The 19,288-nt window shown below is 55.8% G+C and carries 14 protein-coding genes; 11 read left to right on the forward strand and 3 right to left on the reverse strand.

Translation table 11 applies throughout. The features are described from left to right. Positions 1-115 precede the first annotated feature (115 nt). The gene (yegD, locus tag IM294_RS18340) at positions 116-1,468 is read right to left on the reverse strand and encodes a molecular chaperone (RefSeq protein ID WP_126818234.1); all 1,353 of its coding nucleotides are present in this window, start codon (positions 1,466-1,468) and stop codon (positions 116-118) included. Positions 1,469-1,598: 130 nt separating this feature from the next. Here yegD and alkA point away from each other — a divergent pair, with 130 nt between their 5' ends. Next, the gene (gene alkA / locus IM294_RS18345; RefSeq protein ID WP_126818235.1) at positions 1,599-2,471 is read left to right on the forward strand and encodes a DNA-3-methyladenine glycosylase 2; all 873 of its coding nucleotides are present in this window, start codon (positions 1,599-1,601) and stop codon (positions 2,469-2,471) included. Here alkA and IM294_RS18350 read toward each other — a convergent pair. Then, positions 2,436-5,765, reverse strand: coding sequence for a diguanylate cyclase (locus tag IM294_RS18350; protein ID WP_126818236.1), 3,330 nt, complete (start codon positions 5,763-5,765; stop codon positions 2,436-2,438). The genes alkA and IM294_RS18350 overlap by 36 nt on opposite strands. A 343-nt stretch (positions 5,766-6,108) precedes the next feature. On the opposite strand from IM294_RS18350, the gene udk reads away from it, so the two are divergent. From udk to asmA, 3 genes are all read left to right on the forward strand, one after another. Then, complete coding sequence (gene udk / locus IM294_RS18355) at positions 6,109-6,750, forward strand: uridine kinase (RefSeq protein ID WP_008500855.1); 642 nt, start codon at positions 6,109-6,111, stop codon at positions 6,748-6,750. Positions 6,751-6,841: 91 nt separating this feature from the next. Further along, the gene (gene dcd, locus IM294_RS18360; RefSeq protein WP_028013805.1) at positions 6,842-7,423 is read left to right on the forward strand and encodes a dCTP deaminase; all 582 of its coding nucleotides are present in this window, start codon (positions 6,842-6,844) and stop codon (positions 7,421-7,423) included. A gap of 22 nt (positions 7,424-7,445) precedes the next feature. Further along, on the forward strand, positions 7,446-9,296 hold the full coding sequence (gene asmA, locus IM294_RS18365; RefSeq protein ID WP_048959508.1) for an outer membrane assembly protein AsmA: 1,851 nt from the start codon (positions 7,446-7,448) through the stop codon (positions 9,294-9,296). Between the two features lie 92 nt (positions 9,297-9,388). Here asmA and IM294_RS18370 read toward each other — a convergent pair whose 3' ends face one another. Next, entirely contained in the window at positions 9,389-10,972 is a 1,584-nt protein-coding gene (locus IM294_RS18370) for a TerC family protein (protein ID WP_126818237.1), read from the reverse strand. 692 nt (positions 10,973-11,664) lie between these two features. Here IM294_RS18370 and IM294_RS18375 point away from each other — a divergent pair. The 7 genes from IM294_RS18375 to wcaD all read left to right on the forward strand — a co-directional run bounded on the left by IM294_RS18375 (position 11,665) and on the right by wcaD (position 19,278). Further along, entirely contained in the window at positions 11,665-12,804 is a 1,140-nt protein-coding gene (locus IM294_RS18375; protein WP_014170829.1) for a polysaccharide export protein, read from the forward strand. Between the two features lie 6 nt (positions 12,805-12,810). Then, positions 12,811-13,254 (forward strand): low molecular weight protein-tyrosine-phosphatase Wzb, encoded by a 444-nt coding sequence (gene wzb / locus IM294_RS18380; protein ID WP_126818238.1) that lies wholly within the window; start codon positions 12,811-12,813, stop codon positions 13,252-13,254. 2 nt (positions 13,255-13,256) lie between these two features. Beyond that, a complete protein-coding gene (gene wzc, locus IM294_RS18385) occupies positions 13,257-15,419 on the forward strand; it encodes a tyrosine-protein kinase Wzc (protein ID WP_041909110.1) in 2,163 nt (720 codons plus the stop codon). 116 nt (positions 15,420-15,535) lie between these two features. After that, on the forward strand, positions 15,536-16,378 hold the full coding sequence (gene wcaA / locus IM294_RS18390; protein ID WP_028013800.1) for a colanic acid biosynthesis glycosyltransferase WcaA: 843 nt from the start codon (positions 15,536-15,538) through the stop codon (positions 16,376-16,378). Further along, complete coding sequence (gene wcaB / locus IM294_RS18395) at positions 16,378-16,869, forward strand: colanic acid biosynthesis acetyltransferase WcaB (protein WP_045260418.1); 492 nt, start codon at positions 16,378-16,380, stop codon at positions 16,867-16,869. The genes wcaA and wcaB overlap by 1 nt, the downstream gene beginning before the upstream one ends. After that, entirely contained in the window at positions 16,866-18,083 is a 1,218-nt protein-coding gene (gene wcaC, locus IM294_RS18400) for a colanic acid biosynthesis glycosyltransferase WcaC (RefSeq protein ID WP_126345314.1), read from the forward strand. Before wcaB ends, wcaC begins: the two co-directional genes overlap by 4 nt. Next, the gene (gene wcaD / locus IM294_RS18405) at positions 18,058-19,278 is read left to right on the forward strand and encodes a colanic acid polymerase WcaD (protein ID WP_014884505.1); all 1,221 of its coding nucleotides are present in this window, start codon (positions 18,058-18,060) and stop codon (positions 19,276-19,278) included. Before wcaC ends, wcaD begins: the two co-directional genes overlap by 26 nt. Positions 19,279-19,288 lie beyond the last annotated feature (10 nt).

Here is a 19,288-nt window from a genome sequence, read left to right on the forward strand (position 1 = left end):
TTAGTCAGCTAACACAGCGGAAAAATGGAGGAAATATGGAAGACTGTCAGGAATGGTCTGAGTGTGGCGATCGTTTTAGCCGGGTAAGGCGAAGCCGCCACCCGGCACAACCGCATTAGCTAAACATCACCTGCGCCCAGCGCGCCAGCCCTGCGGTAACGGAGCCAAAGTCATCCCCACCGGCAATCGGAATGCCCGGCAGCTGTTCCGCCAGCGCTTTCTTGATCAGCGGTGAACGGGCGCTACCGCCGGTCAGGTAGATCACATCCGGCTTCTCTTTGCCGTTCTCCAGCGCCAGTTGGACCTGCTCCAGAATTCGCTGCAGCGGCTGAGCAAGCGCCGTCTCCAGCCCCTCCTGTGAAATCGCCGTGGCCAGATCGTCGCGGATAAACGGCAAGGAGACCGCATGTTCAGGACGGTCTGAAAGGGCGATTTTGCACTCCTCCGCAGTTCGCACTACGCGGTAGCTCAGGCGCTGACGCCACACTTTATACAGCAGGGCGACCTTCTCGGCATCCTGCGCGTCGCGCACCAGATCGTTGAGGAAGCGCCCGTTCGCGGTGCTGTAAAAATCACTCTGCGCCGGAACGTCGTTGATGGCAATCGCGTTCCACCACGGCAGGATCGGCAGGGCGATGCCTTTCTCGGTTTGACCGCCCATGCCCAGCAGCGGCATCAGGCTCTTAAAGGCCAGGGCGATATCCAGATCGTTGCCGCCTACGCGGCAGCCGCTGTGCCCGAGCAGGCTGTTTTCGCGGTCACGACGGTGATGCCACTGCGGTCCCATTAGCAGAAGCGAGCAGTCCGTTGTACCGCCCCCGATGTCGACGACCAGCACGCGCTTCTCTTCCGTCAGCGTGGCTTCAAAATCCAGCCCCGCCGCAACCGGCTCGTACTGAAACACCACGTCGTGGAATCCCGCCCGGTGCGCCGCACGCTCAAGTATCCCCTGCGCCTGCTGGTTGGCTTCGTCACCGCCCAGCCCCTGGAAGTTGATCGGGCGGCCAATCACCGCCTGGGTGATAGTATCCGGCACCTGCGACTGCGCCTGATTGCGGATATGCAGCATCATGGCGCACACCAGATCTTCAAACATCGCCACCTGCTGCGGCTTCAGGCCGCTCGCGCCGAGGAAGGACTTTGGCGATTTAACGAAGTAGACCTCTTCCGGGTCTTCAATGTAATGCCCGAGCGAGGAAAGGCCAAACTGCACGCTGGAAGGGGTAACGTCGATGTCTTCCTCGCGGTTAAAGCTGACCGCCCGACGCAGCAGCGCCTGGGTTTCCGCCGCGGTAGCCGGAACCTGATGGTGGCGGAACAGCCACTCGCTCACCGCTTCGCGCGTTGGCGCGCAGAGCATTGACGGCAGCAGCGTGCTCTCTTTTTCCATTTTCAGAAGCTGCGGTTGGCCGTTTTGCATGATCGCAACCGAGCAGTTTGCCGTACCGTAGTCAAATCCAATAAACACGATTAATCCCCATGCCGGTGAGAAGGGGCGAGACTTTAACGAAATGTCTGCATCGCGACAACAGGAATATGAAAGCAAGGCGAAACAAGGTCTTTCCGTTTATGCTGATAAAAATAAAAAAGGAGCAGCGATGTATACCCTGACGTGGCAACCCCCTTACGACTGGCAGTGGATGTTTGGCTTTCTCGGCGCGCGTGCGGTGACGGGCATTGAAACCGTCACGAGCGACTATTACGAGCGCAGCTTTGCCTGCGACGGCCATCAGGGGATATTTCGCGTGACGCCGGATATCGCTACCCATACGCTGATTGTGACGCTCAGCCCGGGGTTGGTTCCGGTTGCGCAGACGTGTCTTGAACGCATCGGGCGCCTGTTCGATCTCGCCTGTAACCCGCAGCACATCGCGGATACGCTGGGGGATCTCGGCGCTGCCCGCCCCGGCTTGCGTCTGCCGGGGGCGATGGATGCGTACGAGCAGGGCGTCCGGGCCATTCTCGGGCAGTTGGTCAGCGTGGCGATGGCGGCGAAACTGGCTTCCCGCGTTGTCGCCCTGTGCGGTGAGCCGGTGAAGGATGCACCGGGTTATATCTGCTTTCCCTCCCCGCAAGCGCTGGCCGCTGCCGATCCGCTGGCGCTCAAGGCGCTCGGGATGCCGGTAAAACGCGCGGAGGCGCTGATTCATCTGGCGCAGTCGGTTGTTGACGGGACGTTTCCGCTGACGCCGCCCGAGGACGTTGAGGCGGGCATGAAGGCGCTACAGCAGCGGCCGGGCATCGGGCGCTGGACGGCAAATTACCTGGCCCTGAGAGGCTGGCAGGCGAAAGATGTGTTCCTGCCGGATGATTATCTGATTAAGCAACGCTTCGCCGGGATGACCCCTGCGCAGATCCGTCGTTACGCCGAGCGCTGGCAGCCGTGGCGCTCCTACGCGCTGCTGCACATCTGGTATACCGACGGCTGGACGCCGTCAGTTGATGGCGAAATAACTGGTGTTGAGCAGTAGATCCAGCGGCTGCGGCTCGGCGATGGTGTCGCCATAGATAAAATCAATGCCGATGCCGGAAAGCGTATCCATCATGATGGGCTGGTTGCAGGGGCCCGCGATGGTTTTCATCCCCAGACGCTGGGCGTGGCCCTGAACGATGGTCACCATCATCTCATCCATCAGATTGCCATACACGTTGCTCACCACCTCGGCGTCGAGCATCAGATAATCGGCCATGTTCGGGCTCAGGTGGCTGAAGACGTTCATGTCGCGCCCTATCTGGCTGAAGATCACCCGGCAGCCCGCCTGGCGAAGCTTTTGCAGCCCTCGCTGCAGGTTCTCATCCGGGTTACACACCACGTCGCTCGCGATAACCAGATGCAGCAGACGGCCCGGCATGGGGCTGTTATCGAGCAGGTCGAGGAGTTCATCGACCAGCGTTACGCTGGCTAAACCGGCGGCAGAAAGCGGCAGTGCTACCCCCATCCCTTTACGGGCGACCTGTGCGGCAGAGGTGCGGAAAAACTCACCAAAGATACGTCTGTCGAGGGCGTGCAGCAGTTCGGGCTCCGCCAGACCAGAACGGAAGGCGTGCTCCTCCTGGACTTCACCCTGGCTGGTCCACAGGCGTAGCGAAATCAGCCAGAAGTTACAGCTTTCCGGTATGCGCGGGGAGGCGACGCTGCGGGCTATCATCATCAGATGATTGTCTTTGATCATATGCCACTGTTCGTCCAGCGACATCATGCTGCGCGCGCTCCGATCCCGCTCCTGCTGCGGTTCGTACACCGTCACGATGCCGCGGCCGCTGTTTTTCGAGGCATAACAGGCAATATCCGCCTGCGACATCACTTCTGACGCCTGGTTATTATGCTCATCAATCAGCGTGATCCCTGCGCTGGCGCCAATCCGGTGCAGGCGACCTTCCCACATAAAGTGATAGTCATTGATGGTATGGATCAAACGCCCGGTGATATAGCGCGCGCTCTCAATATTGCAGTCCGGCAGCAGCAGCCCAAACTCGTCGCCGCCCAGGCGCGCCAGCACGTCGCTGGAGCGAAGCATGGTTAACATCATGGAAGAGAGTTCCCGCAGCAGGGCATCTCCCGCCGCATGGCCTGCGCTATCATTGACGGCTTTGAAGCGGTCCAGATCGATAAAGACCAGCGCATGACGCTGACGCGTCTCGCGAACGGTTTGCAGAAGCCGTTTGAGATGGTTTTCGAAGCTGACCCGATTTGCCAGGTGGGTGAGGGCATCGTGCGACGCGCTGTAGCTTAGCTGACGCAGCATTTTGCGCGACTCGGTGACGTCCTGAATAACGATCACCGAGCCAATACTGTGCCCATCAAGGGTACTGAGTGGCGTAATGCTGTAATGGATATCAAACGATCCGCCGGTGCGGCAGTTCAGCACTACATCCTGGTCGATATCGGAGCGTGACATATCGCCGCTGTGAATATTCTCCATCAGCTGGCCCCGTTCCCCAAAGGTGATGTGTAACACCTTCAGGATCGGCTGGCCGATGGCCTCGGTCTGCAGCCAGCCGCTCATCTTCTCGGCGACCGGGTTCATAAAGGTGACGTTCATGTCGATATCGGTACAGAGCACCGCTTCGCCGATGGAGTCGAGCGTGATGTGCAGACGCTCTTTTTCCTGAAACAGCGCTTCGTTAAGCTCCTTCACCTCGGTCATGTCCATATTGATGCCGAGCAAACGTTCGACTTCACCCTCTTTATTCAGCACCCGGTTTGCCAGGGAGCGTATATGGCGCACGCCTTCCTTCACGCGGATACGGAATTCAAGCTTAAACGGCAGACGAGAAACCAGTGAATCCCGCAGCACCTGCTCCGCATGGGCGCGATCCTCCGGCAATATTCTTTCGTGCCAGAGCTGCCAGGTGGGCTTGATGTGCGGCGGAATTTCATACAGCTCAAACATCCGCTTATCCCAGCTGATGATGTCTGGCTCCAGATCCCACTCCCAGATGCCGATGCCGCCCGCTTCGTTGGCCAGCGTAATGCGCTCCATCAGCCGTTTATTGACCCACTCGGTCTGCTTCAGGTCGTTAATGTCTTCAATCTGGGCGATGAAATAGAGCGGCGAGCCATCGGCATGGCGCACGACGGAGACGGCCAAAAGTGCCCAGACGACCTCTCCGTTGCGCGTGTAATAGCGCTTTTCAAGGGTGTAGGTGTTGATCTCGCCGTTGACCAGCTGCTCCAGCTGTTCCAGGTCGGTATGCAAATCTTCCGGCCAGGTGAGCTGCTGGAAGGTGAGCGACTGTAGCTCGGTCTGGCTGTAACCGAGGAAATTGCACAGCGCCTTGTTGGCCTGAAGCCACTGGCCCTCCATGCTGACTAACGCCATACCGATGGCGGAATACTCCATTGCATTACGAAAGCGCTCTTCGCTCTCGGTGATGTGTTTGCGTTCGGCACGGAAGGCATACATCACCATGGTCATCACGTTAGCGGGGAGGAGGAGCATCAGGAACGGCAGCCACGGCGCGTTCATCATCGGCCCGGCATGTTGGGTGGTCAGCGCCGAAGGGTTATGGGCAATCATCAGTGAAACGACCATCACGGTAACCAGAAACACCATGAACGCTTCCATCCGCGGCAAGCGCACGGCGCTCCACATCAGCAGGACAATCACGCAGGTAAAGGGCCACGGCAGCCAGGTGATGGATGCCCAGCTGAGGGCCAGCGTTACGGCCATGGTAACCAGGGTTTCCAGCAGCAATCTCGGATCACGGTGGCGGAGCAGGTAATGGGATTTAAACAGCAGCCCCAGCGGCACCAGTGCCAGCGCGCCAATGGATTCAGATAGCACCCAGACGATGAAATTACGCAGCGGCTCAGGGCCGGGGATCAGAAGCGTCATCAGAATACCGCCCACCAGCGGCGGCACCAGCGCGCTGCCTATTGCCAGGCGGATCCAGTCGTTTAAATTTTGCAGCGGGTTGTACCACGGAAGCAGCTTACGCAGTAACACGGCACCGATGATGGCCTCAATCACGTTTATTGCGGTGTAGGTGGGGTTTATCGACGCCCAGGAGAACATCATCCACGAGGCCAGAATATTGCCAAATGAACAGGCCAGGGCTATCCCGGGCCACATTTTTCCTGCATGGCGGTAAAACGCCACCATCATAATGGCGGTAGGAAACCAGAGTGGCGCCAGCAGGGTACCGAAGCGGGTAAGCTCCAGCGAAAATAAGGTAAAGATAAAGGTGACCAGGCCCAGACAGACAAGTCGTAATAAAGGATGTGGGGTGGTAACCAAAACCCGCTGGTATTGTTTATTCATTACCGCTTTATCCAGAGACGCCATGCCGTCAGGAGAGAAGTGCGCACGAGTGAATTTGATAATTTGGTTTATGCTAGTACAAACAATTTACAATTCATATGGCGACTGCTCATAATTTGACATCATAGACTTATTAAATAGTTACTCGCTAAAAAATTCCTGTTAAACGCTGAAAAAACGGTCATTAAAATTTCTCTCAGGGATCAATGCGCCACTTTTCAGCCTGTCTCGCAGAACCTGCGCATTCGACTGGTATCACGCCCGCGAAATCCCTATAATTGCCGCGTTTGACGCTCCGGCGTCGTCCTTCCTTAACATCCAGGTTATTCAGGTCGCTAAATTTATGACTGATAAGTCTCATCAGTGCGTCATTATAGGCATCGCCGGCGCATCGGCTTCAGGTAAAAGTCTAATTGCCAGTACGCTTTATCGCGAACTGCGTGAACAGGTAGGTGATGAGCATATCGGCGTCATTCCCGAAGACAGCTACTACAAAGATCAATCCCATCTGTCGATGGAAGAACGTGTAAAAACCAACTACGACCACCCGAATGCGATGGATCACAGTTTACTGTTCCAGCATTTAGAAGCGCTTAAGAGCGGCCAGGCGATCGAACTGCCCGTTTACAGTTACGTAGAACACACCCGTACCCAGGAAACGATCCGCATCGAGCCGAAGAAGGTCATTATCCTTGAAGGCATCCTGCTCCTGACCGATGCCCGCCTGCGTGAATCCATGAACTTCTCCATCTTCGTCGATACCCCGCTGGATATCTGCCTGATGCGCCGCATCAAGCGTGACGTTAATGAGCGCGGCCGTTCGATGGACTCCGTCATGGCGCAATACCAGAAAACGGTCCGTCCGATGTTCCTGCAGTTTATTGAACCATCCAAACAATACGCCGATATCATCGTGCCTCGCGGGGGCAAAAACCGCATTGCTATTGATATCTTAAAAGCGAAAATCAGCCAGTTTTTTGAATAAGCCGCGCGAATTGTGTACCGTTCAGAGATAACCTGGTTTTACCCTGAGCGTTCAACGGCTCAGGGTACGATGCATGAAAGGAGAAAGTACCATGCGTCTTTGCGATCGTGATATTGAAGCCTGGCTGGATGAAGGCCGCTTGTCTATTACCCCACGTCCCCCCGTGGAGCGTATCAATGGGGTGACCGTTGATGTACGGTTGGGGAATAAATTCCGCACCTTTAGCGGCCATACTGCGCCGTTCATCGACCTCAGCGGGCCGAAGGATGAAGTCAGCGCCGCGCTCGATCGCGTCATGAGTGATGAAATCATCATTGACGAAGGTGAAGCTTTTTATCTGCACCCGGGTGAACTGGCGCTGGCGGTGACGTATGAATCCGTGACCCTGCCTGCGGATCTCGTCGGCTGGCTTGATGGCCGTTCTTCTCTGGCCCGCCTGGGGCTGATGGTTCACGTAACCGCGCACCGTATCGACCCAGGCTGGTCCGGCCGTATCGTGCTGGAGTTCTTCAACGCCGGTAAACTGCCGCTGGCGCTGCGCCCCGGAATGATGATCGGTGCATTAAGCTTTGAACCGCTCACAGGCCCGGCAGACAGGCCTTATAACCGCCGCCAGGACGCAAAATACCGCGACCAGCAGGGTGCAGTTGCCAGCCGTATTGATAAAGACTGATCGTTAGTCCATTGAGGATGCCATGAGAAGAGTTCTGACAACGCTGATGATTTTGCTGGTAGTGCTGGTTGCTGGCCTTTCGGCGTTGGTTCTGCTGGTTAACCCGAATGATTTCCGCGCTTACATGGTGCGGCAGGTCGAGGCACGCAGTGGTTACCAACTGAAGCTTGACGGGCCGCTGCGCTGGCACGTCTGGCCGCAGCTCAGCATTCTCTCTGGCCGCATGTCGTTAACCGCGCCGGGCGCGGCACAGCCGCTGGTCTCTGCGGACAATATGCGTCTCGATGTGGCGCTGATCCCGCTCATCTCCCATCAGCTGCAGGTTAATCAGGTGATGCTGAAGGGCGCGGTCATTCAGCTTACCCCGCAGACCGAAGCCGTGCGCGACGCGAATGCGCCGGTTGCGCCGCGCGAGAATACCTTACCGGATGAACCGTCCGATACGGGCTGGTCCTTTGATATAGGCAAACTGAAAGTGGCCGATAGCGTGCTGGTGTTCCAGCATGAGGATCAGGAGCAGGTCACCGTTCGTAACATCAGCCTGCAGATGGAACAGGATGAACACCATCTTGCGTCGCTGGAATTTAGCGGACGGATAAACCGCGACCAGCGCGATCTGTCCCTCTCGTTGAATGCAAACGTGAATGCGTCGGACTACCCGCATCAGCTGACGGCCGACATCCAGCAGCTTAGCTGGCAGCTGACGGGGGCGGATCTCCCGACCCAGGGGATCGCCGGGCAGGGGACGCTGCAGGCCGTATGGCGCGAAGAGCAAAAACAGCTGGCGCTGGATAACCTTAATCTGCAGGCCAACGACAGCAGCCTGAAAGGGCAGGCGAGCGTCACGCTCGACGATAAGCCGAAGTGGGTGCTGAACCTGCAGTTTGACAAGCTTAACCTGGAGAACATCCTGCCACCGGTGCCGGCAAGCGCAACGGACAGCGATGCCGTGCAGACGGGGCAAAGCCAGTCACCGGTGTCGCGTCCGGTTATCTCATCCAACCTTGAACAGCCTGACTATAACGTGCTGCGCGGCTTCACGGCGGATATTCTGCTGAAAGCTAACAGCGTGCGCTGGCGCGGTATTGATTTTACCGACGTGAGCGGCCAGATGTTTAACCACAACGGGTTGCTGGTAATTTCAGAACTGAGCGGCAAAATGGGGGCGGGTCACCTGTCACTTCCGGGTACGCTGGACGTGCGTAAGGACGTTGCCAGCGCTGAATTCCAGCCGCGTCTCGACAACGTTGAGATTGGCAGCATCCTCAAAGCCTTTAACTATCCGATATCCCTGACGGGTCAGCTGACGCTGGCGGGCGATTTCTCAGGCACCAAAATTGATGCCAACGCCTTCCGCCGTGAGTGGCAGGGCGAGGCGCATGTTGACCTGAAAGATTCGCGAATGGAAGGGCTCAACTTCCAGCAGCTGGTTCAGCAGGCGGTGGAGCGCAGCAGCGATGTTAAAGCCCAGGAAAACTACGACAGCGCAACTCGCCTCGACAGCTTCACCACTGACCTGACGCTGGATAACGGGGTGCTGACGCTGGCCGGGATGCAGGGAACTTCATCTATGCTGTCGTTAACCGGAGAAGGCTCGCTGGATCTCGTCAAAGAGACGGCGGACACGCGCTTTAACGTCCGGGTGCTTTCCGGCTGGCAGGGCGAAAGCAAGCTGATTGACTTCCTCAAAGAGACGCCGGTTCCGCTTAGCGTATACGGCAAATGGCAGGCGCTGAACTACAGCCTTCAGGTAGACCAGATCCTGCGTAAGCATCTGCAGGATGAAGCGAAGCGCCGGCTCAACAGCTGGGCGGATCGTAATAAAGATTCCCAGAACGGCAAGGATGTGAAGAAGCTTCTGGATAAGCTTTGACGGCGGTGCGGCCTGATGCCCTCACCCAGACCCTCTCCCACGGGAGAGGGAGCAAACACTAAAACGGCAACGGGGTTGCCGTTTTGGTTTACCTAGACCTCAAAATCCAGCTCTTCCTCATCCCGCAGTGGAATAAGCTGCACTTTCTGCACGCGATGGTTTTCAATCTGCAGGGTTTTAAGCAGATAGTCGCCCACCTTAACCTCTTCTCCCGGCTGCGGGATGCGCTGCAAATACTCCATCAGCAGACCGGCAATGGTGTGGTATTCCCGTTTTTCATCCAGCGGTAGCGGCACGAACTGCACAAGGTCTTCCAGCGGCATGTGGCCGTTGGCCGTCCACGAGCCGTCAGCGTTTTTCTGAATGTCGTGGCGGGCATCAATCTCATCCACCTCGTTTGGCAGATTACCGGCGATGGTTTCCATTACGTCACTGAGCGTGACCAGCCCTTCCACCGAACCAAATTCATCCACCACAAACGCGAAGTGGGTGCGCGCGTTGCGGAACTGCTCCAGCGCGGAGAGCAGCGGAAGCGCTTCCGGGAAGACCAGCGGCTGGCGTACCAGCGCGCGCAGGTTGAGCGGCTCGCCGTGTAGCTGCTGCTGGAGCAGGTCAATCACGTGAACCACCCCCAACAGCTCCTCTTCCTCTTCACCGCCGGTGACCACCACCCGGGTGTGCTGGTTTTTATCCAGCAGGGCGCGGATCTGCTCTTCCGGTGCCGTGAGGTCAATATGCTCAATGTCATGCCGGGAGGTCATGATGCTGCTGACCGTGCGCTGATTCAGGTTGAGCACCCGCTCGATCATCAGCCGCTCCTGCGGGTTAAAGATTTGCCCGTCGCTGTGATCGGCCAGCAGGGCAGAGGATTCGGCGTCCAGCTCGGCATCCTCTTTCCTGCCGCTCAACAGGCGCATCACGGTGTCGGCCGTGCGCTGGCGCAGGGTCTGATTCGCGGAGAGAAACCGGCGGCGGTTAAATATCGCCAGCTGGTTGAGCGCTTCGATCATGACTGAGAAGCCAATGGCGGCGTACAGGTAGCCTTTCGGAATGTGGAAGCCGAAACCGTCGGCGACCAGGCTAAAGCCAATCATCAGCAGGAAGCTGAGGCAGAGGATCACGATTGTCGGGTGGCTGTTCACAAAGCGGGTCAGTGCTTTGCTCGCCATCACCATCAGCGTGATGGCGATAATTACCGCGGCCATCATGACGGCGAGATGGTCCACCATCCCGACGGCGGTAATCACCGAATCCAGGGAGAAGACTGCATCGAGCACCACAATTTGCGCCACCACCGGCCAGAATCTCGCCCCGCGTCGCTGGGTCGGGTTCTCGCTGTCCTTGCCTTCGAGCCGCTCGTTAAGCTCCACCGTGGCTTTGAACAGCAGGAACAGCCCGCCGAAGAGCATGATCAGGTCGCGCGCGCTAAAGCTCAGGCCGCGAACGGAGAACAGAGGCTGAGTGAGCGTGACCATCCAGGAGATAGAGGCCAGCAGCAGTAAACGCATCACCATCGCCAGCAGCAGACCCGTCACGCGCGCGCGGTCGCGCTGGGAAGGGGGCAGTTTTTCAGCGAGGATGGCGATAAACACCAGATTATCAATACCGAGCACTAATTCGATGACGACCAGCGTCACCAGCCCGGCCCAGATTGATGGATCGGCAATCCATTCCATAGTAATAGCAATACCTTCTGTTATATGACGAATGTCACACTTCGATCATGGATAAAGCTGGGGGAAAATGCAATGTCGGGCTGAGATTTCTCTTAATACGATGCGTAAAAAAGAGAGCAGTCTCAGATGAGTGTAAATAAGCAAAATACGTATATTTTATTATTTTGAGTGCTTTTTAGGATATATCGCAGATAATGGTTTTTACTCTCTTTTTGTCAATATAAAGAAAATCCTAAAAGGTCAAAACTTTGCTCTTAATATTAATCTTAAAAACAGATATTAGGACAGTTGTCTCCTTGCCTGCTATTAGGTTAGCTGCAACAATTCTCCCAGCATCAAATGTTAAACCTTGTTGTTGCTATTATTGTTTTGGTCTTCGGAATGGTCATTCATTATCCGTTGTGTATTTCAAGCGGCTGATATATTTCCAGAAGACCTTACTCAAGAGGGTGTCTATCCATAACACATTGTTTAGTCAGTGGATTGGTAACTGAAAGCCAAGGGCGGTAGCGTGCCTGAAAGCGTGTGAATCAGCCTCGATTATTCTGTCAATAGCCAATGGATGAATAAGCTTTTTTTAGGACTGATGCCAGTTATATTTCTATTTGATTAACTGCATGCTGAAACCCAATACGTCTCAGGCTTATTTAAATTGCACAGGATAATTACTCTGCCAAAGTGATAAATAATCAATGATGAAATCCAAAATGAAATTGATGCCATTATTGGTGTCTGTGACCTTGATGAGTGGTTGCACGGTCTTTCCCGGCAGCAATATGTCAACAATGGGTAAGGATGTGATCAAGCAACAGGATGCCGATTTTGATCTCGACAAAATGGTGAATGTTTATCCACTAACGCCACGTCTGGTCGAACAATTACGTCCACGTCCGAATGTTGCCCAGCCGAATATGTCTCTGGACCAGGAAATTGCCTCCTATCAGTATCGCGTGGGGCCGGGCGACGTGATCAACGTGACCGTCTGGGACCACCCTGAACTGACCACGCCAGCGGGCCAGTACCGTAGCTCAAGCGACACCGGGAACTGGGTACAGTCAGATGGCACCATGTTCTATCCGTACATTGGGAAAGTACATGTCGCCGGTAAAACGCTTGCCGAGATCCGTAGTGATATTACCGGCCGCTTAGCGCAGTACATCGCCGACCCGCAGGTGGACGTTAATATCGCCGCATTCCGTTCGCAAAAAGCCTATATCTCCGGTCAGGTGAACAAATCCGGCCAGCAGGCCATCACCAACGTTCCGCTCACCGTTCTGGACGCCATTAACGCCGCGGGCGGCTTAACCGACGGCGCCGACTGGCGCAACGTGGTGCTGACCCACAACGGCAAAGAGCAGCGCATTTCGCTGCAGGCGCTGATGCAAAACGGCGACCTGACCCAAAACCGCCTGCTCTATCCGGGCGATATTCTCTACGTACCGCGCAACGACGATCTGAAAGTCTTCGTGATGGGTGAAGTGAAGAAACAGAGCACCCTCAAAATGGACTTCAGCGGCATGACCCTGACCGAAGCGCTGGGCAATGCTGAAGGTATCGATCTGACCACCTCTAACGCGACCGGTATCTTCGTCATCCGTCCGCTGAAGGGTGAAGGCAGTGCGAAGGGCAAGATTGCCAACATCTACCAGCTGGATATGTCCGATGCGACGTCTCTGGTGATGGCGACGGAGTTCCGTCTCCAGCCATACGATGTGGTTTACGTCACCACCGCGCCGGTTGCCCGCTGGAACCGTCTGATCAACCAGTTGCTGCCAACCATCAGTGGCGTTCGCTACATGACGGATACGGCGCGCGACATTCATACCTGGTAATCCGCGATGTTTAACAAAATTCTGGTGGTATGCGTGGGGAACATTTGCCGTTCCCCCACGGCTGAACGGCTGTTGAAACAGTACCAGCCCGAGTTAACGGTCGAGTCCGCAGGGCTGGGCGCGCTGGCGGGCAAAGGTGCCGACGAGCGCGCCGCGAGCGTGGCCCGCGATCACAACCTCTCTCTTGACGGGCATATCGCCCGCCAGGTCACCGGCCGCATGTGCCGGGAGTATGACCTGATTCTGGCAATGGAAAAACGCCATATTCATGCGCTGTGCGATATCGCTCCGGAGATGCGCGGCAAGGTGATGCTGTTTGGTCACTGGGACAACGAACGCGAAATCCCCGATCCGTATCGCAAGAGCCATGAAGCCTTCGAGGCGGTTTACACCTTACTTGACCAGTCTGCCCAACAGTGGGCGCAGGCACTGAAAGCTCAGCAGGGATAACAATGACAGAAAAAACAAGACCTTCTGCCGCCCCGACTTCGGGCAGTGATGAAATTGATATTGGTCGCCTGGTCGGCACGGTTATCGAGGCAAAGTGGTGGGTGCTTGGCATTACTGCCGTGTTTGCCGCAGCGGCCGTCGTGTATACGCTGTTCGCCACACCTATCTACAGCGCCGACGCGCTGGTGCAGATCGAGCAGAATACCGGCAACTCGCTGGTGCAGGATATCGGCTCCGCGCTGGCGAACAAACCGCCAGCATCCGACGCTGAAATTCAGCTGATCCAGTCGCGTCTGGTGCTGGGTAAAACGGTTCACGACCTCGGACTCGACATCTCCGTCACCAAAAATACGTTCCCGATCTTCGGTGCCGGCTGGGACCGTCTGATGGGGCGCAGCAATGACACCGTAAAGGTCACTGACTTTGTGCTGCCGAAAGGGGCGGGGGATCAAACCTTTACCCTGACGGTGCTGGGCCCGAAACAGTATCAGCTGACCAGCGATGCGGGCTTTAGCGCACGCGGCGAAGTGGGGCAGATGCTGAACAAAGACGGCGTTAGCATGATGGTTAGCGCGATCCACGCCCAGGAGGGCGGTGAATTCACCGTCACCAAATTCTCCACGCTGGGGATGATCAACAATCTGCAGAACAACCTGACCGTCACCGAAAACGGTAAGGACACCGGCGTGCTGAGCATGACCTTTACCGGTGAAGATAAGGATCAAATTCGCGACATCCTGAACAGCATTACCCGCAACTACCTTGAGCAGAACGTCGAGCGCAAGTCGGCGGAAGCGGCGAAAAGCCTGGCGTTCCTCGCTAAACAGCTCCCGGAAGTGCGTGCCCGTCTGGACGATGCCGAGAACAAGCTGAACGCCTACCGTCAGGATAAAGACTCCGTCGACCTGCCGCTGGAGGCGAAATCGGTTCTCGACTCGATGGTGAATATTGATGCGCAGCTCAACGAGCTGACCTTCAAAGAGGCAGAGATTTCCAAGCTTTACACCAAACGCCACCCGGCCTACCGCACGCTGCTGGAGAAGCGCCGCACTCTCGAAGAGGAGAAGGCGAAGCTGAACGACCGCGTGACCGCGATGCCGAAAACGCAGCAGGAGATCGTCCGCCTGACCCGCGACGTGGAGTCCGGACAGCAGGTTTACATGCAGCTGCTGAACAAACAGCAGGAGCTGAAAATCACCGAGGCCAGCACCGTGGGTGACGTGCGTATCGTCGACCCGGCCATTACCCAGCCTGGCGTACTGAAGCCGAAGAAAGCGCTGATTATTCTCGGCAGCATCATTCTTGGCCTGATGCTCTCTATCGTTGGCGTCCTGCTGCGCTCGCTGTTCAACCGCGGCATCGAAAGCCCGCAGGTGCTGGAAGAGAGTGGTATCAACGTCTATGCCAGCATTCCGCTGTCTGAGTGGCAAAAATCCCGTGACAGCGTCAAGACCATCAAGGGCGTTAAGCGTTACAAACAGAGCCAGCTGCTGGCCGTGGGTAACCCAACCGACCTGGCGATTGAAGCGATCCGCAGCCTGCGTACCAGCCTGCACTTCGCCATGATGCAGGCTAAAAACAACGTTCTGATGTTAACCGGCGTCAGCCCGTCAATTGGTAAGACCTTTGTCTGTGCCAACCTGGCGGCCGTGGTGAGCCAGACCAACAAGCGCGTGCTGCTGATCGACTGCGATATGCGTAAGGGTTATACCCACGAACTGCTGGGCACCAACAACGTGAACGGTCTGTCGGAAATCCTGCTGGGTCAGGGAGAGATTAGCCAGAGCGCCAAGCCGACCTCGATTCCGAGATTCGACCTGATCCCGCGTGGTCAGGTGCCGCCGAACCCGTCTGAACTGCTGATGAGCGAACGCTTCACCCAGCTGATTGAGTGGGCAAGCAAAAACTATGACCTGGTGCTGATCGATACGCCGCCAATTCTGGCCGTGACCGATGCCGCCGTGGTTGGCCGTCATGCGGGTACCACGCTGATGGTGGCACGCTATGCGGTGAACACCCTGAAGGAAGTGGAAACCAGCCTAAGCCGCTTCGAGCAGAACGGCATTGAGGTGAAAGGGGTCATCCTGAACTCCATCTTCCGTCGTGCGACCGGGTACCAGGATTACGGTTATTACGAGTACGAATACAAGTCTGACAGCAAATAACAAAACACCCCCCCTCACCCTAACCCTCACCCCAGAGGGGAGAGGGAACTGTCCGGTGCCGCCTTTCACCCTCTCCCCTCAGGGGAGAGGGCCGGGGTGAGGGGTAGGAGGAAAAGATGACCACACAACGCCCTTTAGTTTCTATCTATATGCCGACATGGAACCGTCAGCAGCTGGCGATCCGCGCTATTAAGTCGGTCTTACGTCAGGATTACGATAACTGGGAACTGATCATCGTGGATGACTGTTCTTCCTCGTATGAACAGCTGCAAAAATTTGTCACCGAACTCAACGATCCGCGCGTTATGTATACCCATAACCCGATTAACTCCGGGGCGTGCGCGGTGCGTAATCAGGCGATTATGCAGGCCAAAGGGCAGTATCTGACCGGCATCGACGACGATGACGAATGGACGCCGAACCGCCTGTCCGTCTTCCTTTCGCATAAAGAGCAGCTGGTCACGCACGCTTTTCTGTATGCCAACGACTATGTCTGCCAGGGCGAGGTTTACTCGCAGCCCGCGAGCCTGCCGCTGTACCCGAAATCACCGTACTCCCGTCGCCTGTTCTACAAGCGCAACATTATCGGTAATCAGGTCTTTACCTGGGCGTGGCGCTTTAAAGAGTGCCTGTTCGATACCGAACTGAAGGCCGCGCAGGATTACGACATCTTCTTGCGGATGGTGGTGGAGTACGGCGAGCCGTGGAAAGTGGAAGAGGCCACGCAGATCCTGCACATCAACCACGGGGAGATGCAGATCACCTCCTCACCGAAGAAGTTTTCAGGCTATTTCCATTTTTACCGCAAGCACAAGGACAAGTTTGACCGTGCCAGCCGCAAGTATCAGCTCTTTACCCTGTATCAGATCCGCAATAAGCGCATGAACTGGCGCACGCTGCTGACGCTGCTGTCGGTGCGTAACGGCAAGCGCCTGGCTGACGGGCTTCGGGGGAAATAATGTTTCTGGAAGATTGCCGCGCAAACAGCTGGAGCCTGCGCCCGTGCTGCATGGTTCTGGCGTACCGCATCGCGCACTTTTGCTCGGTGTGGCGCAAGAAAAACGTTCTGAACAATATCTGGGCGGCACCGATTCTGGTGCTGTACCGCATCATCACCGAATGCTTTTTTGGCTATGAAATCCAGGCCGCTGCCACCATTGGCCGCCGCTTTACCATCCACCACGGCTATGCGGTGGTGATCAACAAGTTCGTGGTTGCGGGCGATGATTTCACCATTCGCCACGGGGTGACGATCGGCAACCGCGGGCCGGACAGCCTGGCCTGCCCGGTGATCGGCAATAACGTCGAGCTGGGGGCGAACGTGGTGATGATTGGTGACATTACGATTGGCAATAACGTGACGATCGGGGCGGGCAGCGTGGTGCTGGACAGCATTCCGGATAACGCGCTGGTGGTGGGAGAAAAAGCCCGCGTGAAGGTGATTAAATGAACATTCTGCAATTTAACGTACGCCTCGCAGAAGGCGGAGCGGCAGGCGTGGCGCTGGATCTGCACCAGCGTGCCCTGCAAAAAGGACTTCAGTCCCGGTTTATTTACGGCTACGGCAAAGGCGGCAAGAAAAGCGTCAGCCATGATAACTTCCCGCAGGTGCACAAGCACACGCCGCGTCTGACCTCTGTTGCCAACATTGCGCTGTTCCGCCTGTTTAACCGCGATCTGTTTGGCAACCTGAACAGTCTTTATCGCACCGTGACCCGCACCAGCGGCCCGGTTGTGCTGCATTTTCACGTGCTGCACAGCTACTGGCTGAATCTGGAAGAGGTGGTGGCGTTTTGTCAGAAGGTGCAGGCCCACAAGCCCGACACCCGCTTCGTCTGGACGCTGCACGATCACTGGAGCGTAACCGGACGCTGCGCGTTTACCGACGGCTGCGAAGGCTGGAAAGATAGCTGCCAGAAATGCCCGACGTTGAGCAACTATCCGCCGGTGAAGGTGGATCGCGCGCATCAGTTGGTAGACGGAAAGCGTCAGTTGTTCCGCGACATGCTTTCGCTCGGCTGCACGTTTATCTCCCCGAGCCAGCACGTGGCCGACGCCTTCAACAGCCTGTATGGGGCAGGGCGCTGTCAGATTATCAACAACGGTATCGACGTGGCGACGGAAGCCATCCTGGCCGAGCTGACGCCGGTGGCGGAAACCGCGGGCAAACCGAAAATTGCCATCGTTGCGCACGATCTGCGCTACGACGGCAAAACCAACCAGCAGCTGGTGCGCGACATGATGGCGCTCGGCGACAAAATTGAACTGCATACCTTTGGCAAATTCTCGCCGTTCGAAGGCGCTAACGTGGTGAATCACGGGTTTGAAACCGACAAGCGCAAGCTGATGAGCGCCCTGAATGGTATGGACGCGCTGGTGTTCAGCTCCCGCGTGGATAATTACCCGCTGATCCTCTGCGAGGCGCTCTCCATTGGCGTGCCGGTGATTGCCACCCACAGCGATGCAGCGCGCGAAGTGCTGGAAAAATCCGGCGGAAAAACCTTCGCCGGGCACGAGGTCCTGCCTCTGGTGCAGCTGCCGAAGGCGCAGATCGCCGAGGCCGTTTTTGGCACTGACCTGGAATCGTTCCGCAACCGCAGCCGCAAGGCCTACAGTGGACAACAGATGCTGGAGGAGTATGTCTCGTTCTATCAGAATCTGTAGTTATCTGCTGCTGCCGCTGATCTACCTGCTGGTTAACGTTAAAATTGCCCAGCTCGGCGAAAGCTTCCCGATAACCATCGTAACTTTTTTGCCCGTTCTGCTTCTTCTGTATGTCGATAAAATCAACCTGAAGAAGCTGATGATTGCCCTGGGGCTGGGCACGGGCCTGACGCTGTTTAACTACATCTTTGGCCAGTCGCTGGATGCCAGTAAATACGTCACTTCAACCATGCTGTTTGTTTATATCGTTATTATTATTGGCATGGTCTGGAGTATTCGCTTCAAAACTATTTCACCGCACAATTATCGGAAAATCCTCAGGTTCTTTTATATTGCCGTTGCGTTAATTGTTATGCTTGCCGCACTGGAAATGGCACAGATTATTTTGACCGGTGGCAGCAGCCTGATGGAGATAATTTCGAAATATCTCATTTACAGTAACAGCTATGTACTGAACTTCATTAAGTTTGGTGGGAAGCGTACAACGGCGCTCTATTTTGAACCGGCGTTTTTCGCTCTGGCGTTAATCTCAATTTGGCTCAGCATCAAACAGTTTGGTATCAAAACGCCTAAGACCGATGCTATGATTCTTGCAGGAATCGTTCTGTCTGGGTCGTTCTCAGGGGTAATGACATTTATCCTGTTTTACCTGCTGGAGTGGGCGTTCCAGTACCTGAACAAAGATGCGATTAAGAAAAAACTGCCGCTGGCGATAATCTCTCTGACGGTATTTTTAGTGGGCGTCATATTCGCGTTTCCGTACATTTCAGAACGTCTGGGTGATTTGGGAACGGAAGGGTCATCGTCCTATTATCGCATCATTGGTCCGCTGGTGATGGTGGGTTATTCCTTAACCCATATCGATGGTGTAGTAAGATTCGGCTCACTTTACGAATATGTTGCATCATTCGGAATCTTTAACGGTGCGGATGTCGGTAAAACCATAGACAATGGTCTGTATCTGTTAATTATTTATTTTTCGTGGTTCGCCGTACTGTTGACGCTGTGGTATCTGTTTAAAGTTTTCAAAATGATGATCAACGCGTTTGGTGATAACCAGAACTTTCGCGTGCAGCTTTATCTTTTTACGCCGGTGTCGCTGTTTTTTACCGGGTCAATATTTAGCCCGGAATATGCTTTCTTGATTGTCTGTCCGTTTATTTTGCGTAAGGCGCTTAATATTACGAACGTATGACGAAATGAGG

Source organism: Enterobacter cloacae complex sp. P43RS, from assembly GCF_014930585.1.
Classification (GTDB): domain Bacteria; phylum Pseudomonadota; class Gammaproteobacteria; order Enterobacterales; family Enterobacteriaceae; genus Enterobacter; species Enterobacter bugandensis.

Excerpts from the sequence above, each read along its gene's own strand:
- wzc (WP_041909110.1), top strand. The coding sequence starts at position 13,257 with ATGACAGAAAAAACAAGACCTTCTGCCGCCCCGACTTCGGGCAGTGAT.
- udk (WP_008500855.1), top strand. The coding sequence starts at position 6,109 with ATGACTGATAAGTCTCATCAGTGCGTCATTATAGGCATCGCCGGCGCA.
- IM294_RS18375 (WP_014170829.1), top strand. The coding sequence starts at position 11,665 with ATGATGAAATCCAAAATGAAATTGATGCCATTATTGGTGTCTGTGACC.
- wcaC (WP_126345314.1), top strand. The coding sequence starts at position 16,866 with ATGAACATTCTGCAATTTAACGTACGCCTCGCAGAAGGCGGAGCGGCA.
- IM294_RS18370 (WP_126818237.1), bottom strand. The coding sequence starts at position 10,972 with ATGGAATGGATTGCCGATCCATCAATCTGGGCCGGGCTGGTGACGCTG.
- wcaA (WP_028013800.1), top strand. The coding sequence starts at position 15,536 with ATGACCACACAACGCCCTTTAGTTTCTATCTATATGCCGACATGGAAC.
- alkA (WP_126818235.1), top strand. The coding sequence starts at position 1,599 with ATGTATACCCTGACGTGGCAACCCCCTTACGACTGGCAGTGGATGTTT.
- asmA (WP_048959508.1), top strand. The coding sequence starts at position 7,446 with ATGAGAAGAGTTCTGACAACGCTGATGATTTTGCTGGTAGTGCTGGTT.
- dcd (WP_028013805.1), top strand. The coding sequence starts at position 6,842 with ATGCGTCTTTGCGATCGTGATATTGAAGCCTGGCTGGATGAAGGCCGC.
- wzb (WP_126818238.1), top strand. The coding sequence starts at position 12,811 with ATGTTTAACAAAATTCTGGTGGTATGCGTGGGGAACATTTGCCGTTCC.
- wcaD (WP_014884505.1), top strand. The coding sequence starts at position 18,058 with ATGTCTCGTTCTATCAGAATCTGTAGTTATCTGCTGCTGCCGCTGATC.
- IM294_RS18350 (WP_126818236.1), bottom strand. The coding sequence starts at position 5,765 with ATGAATAAACAATACCAGCGGGTTTTGGTTACCACCCCACATCCTTTA.
- wcaB (WP_045260418.1), top strand. The coding sequence starts at position 16,378 with ATGTTTCTGGAAGATTGCCGCGCAAACAGCTGGAGCCTGCGCCCGTGC.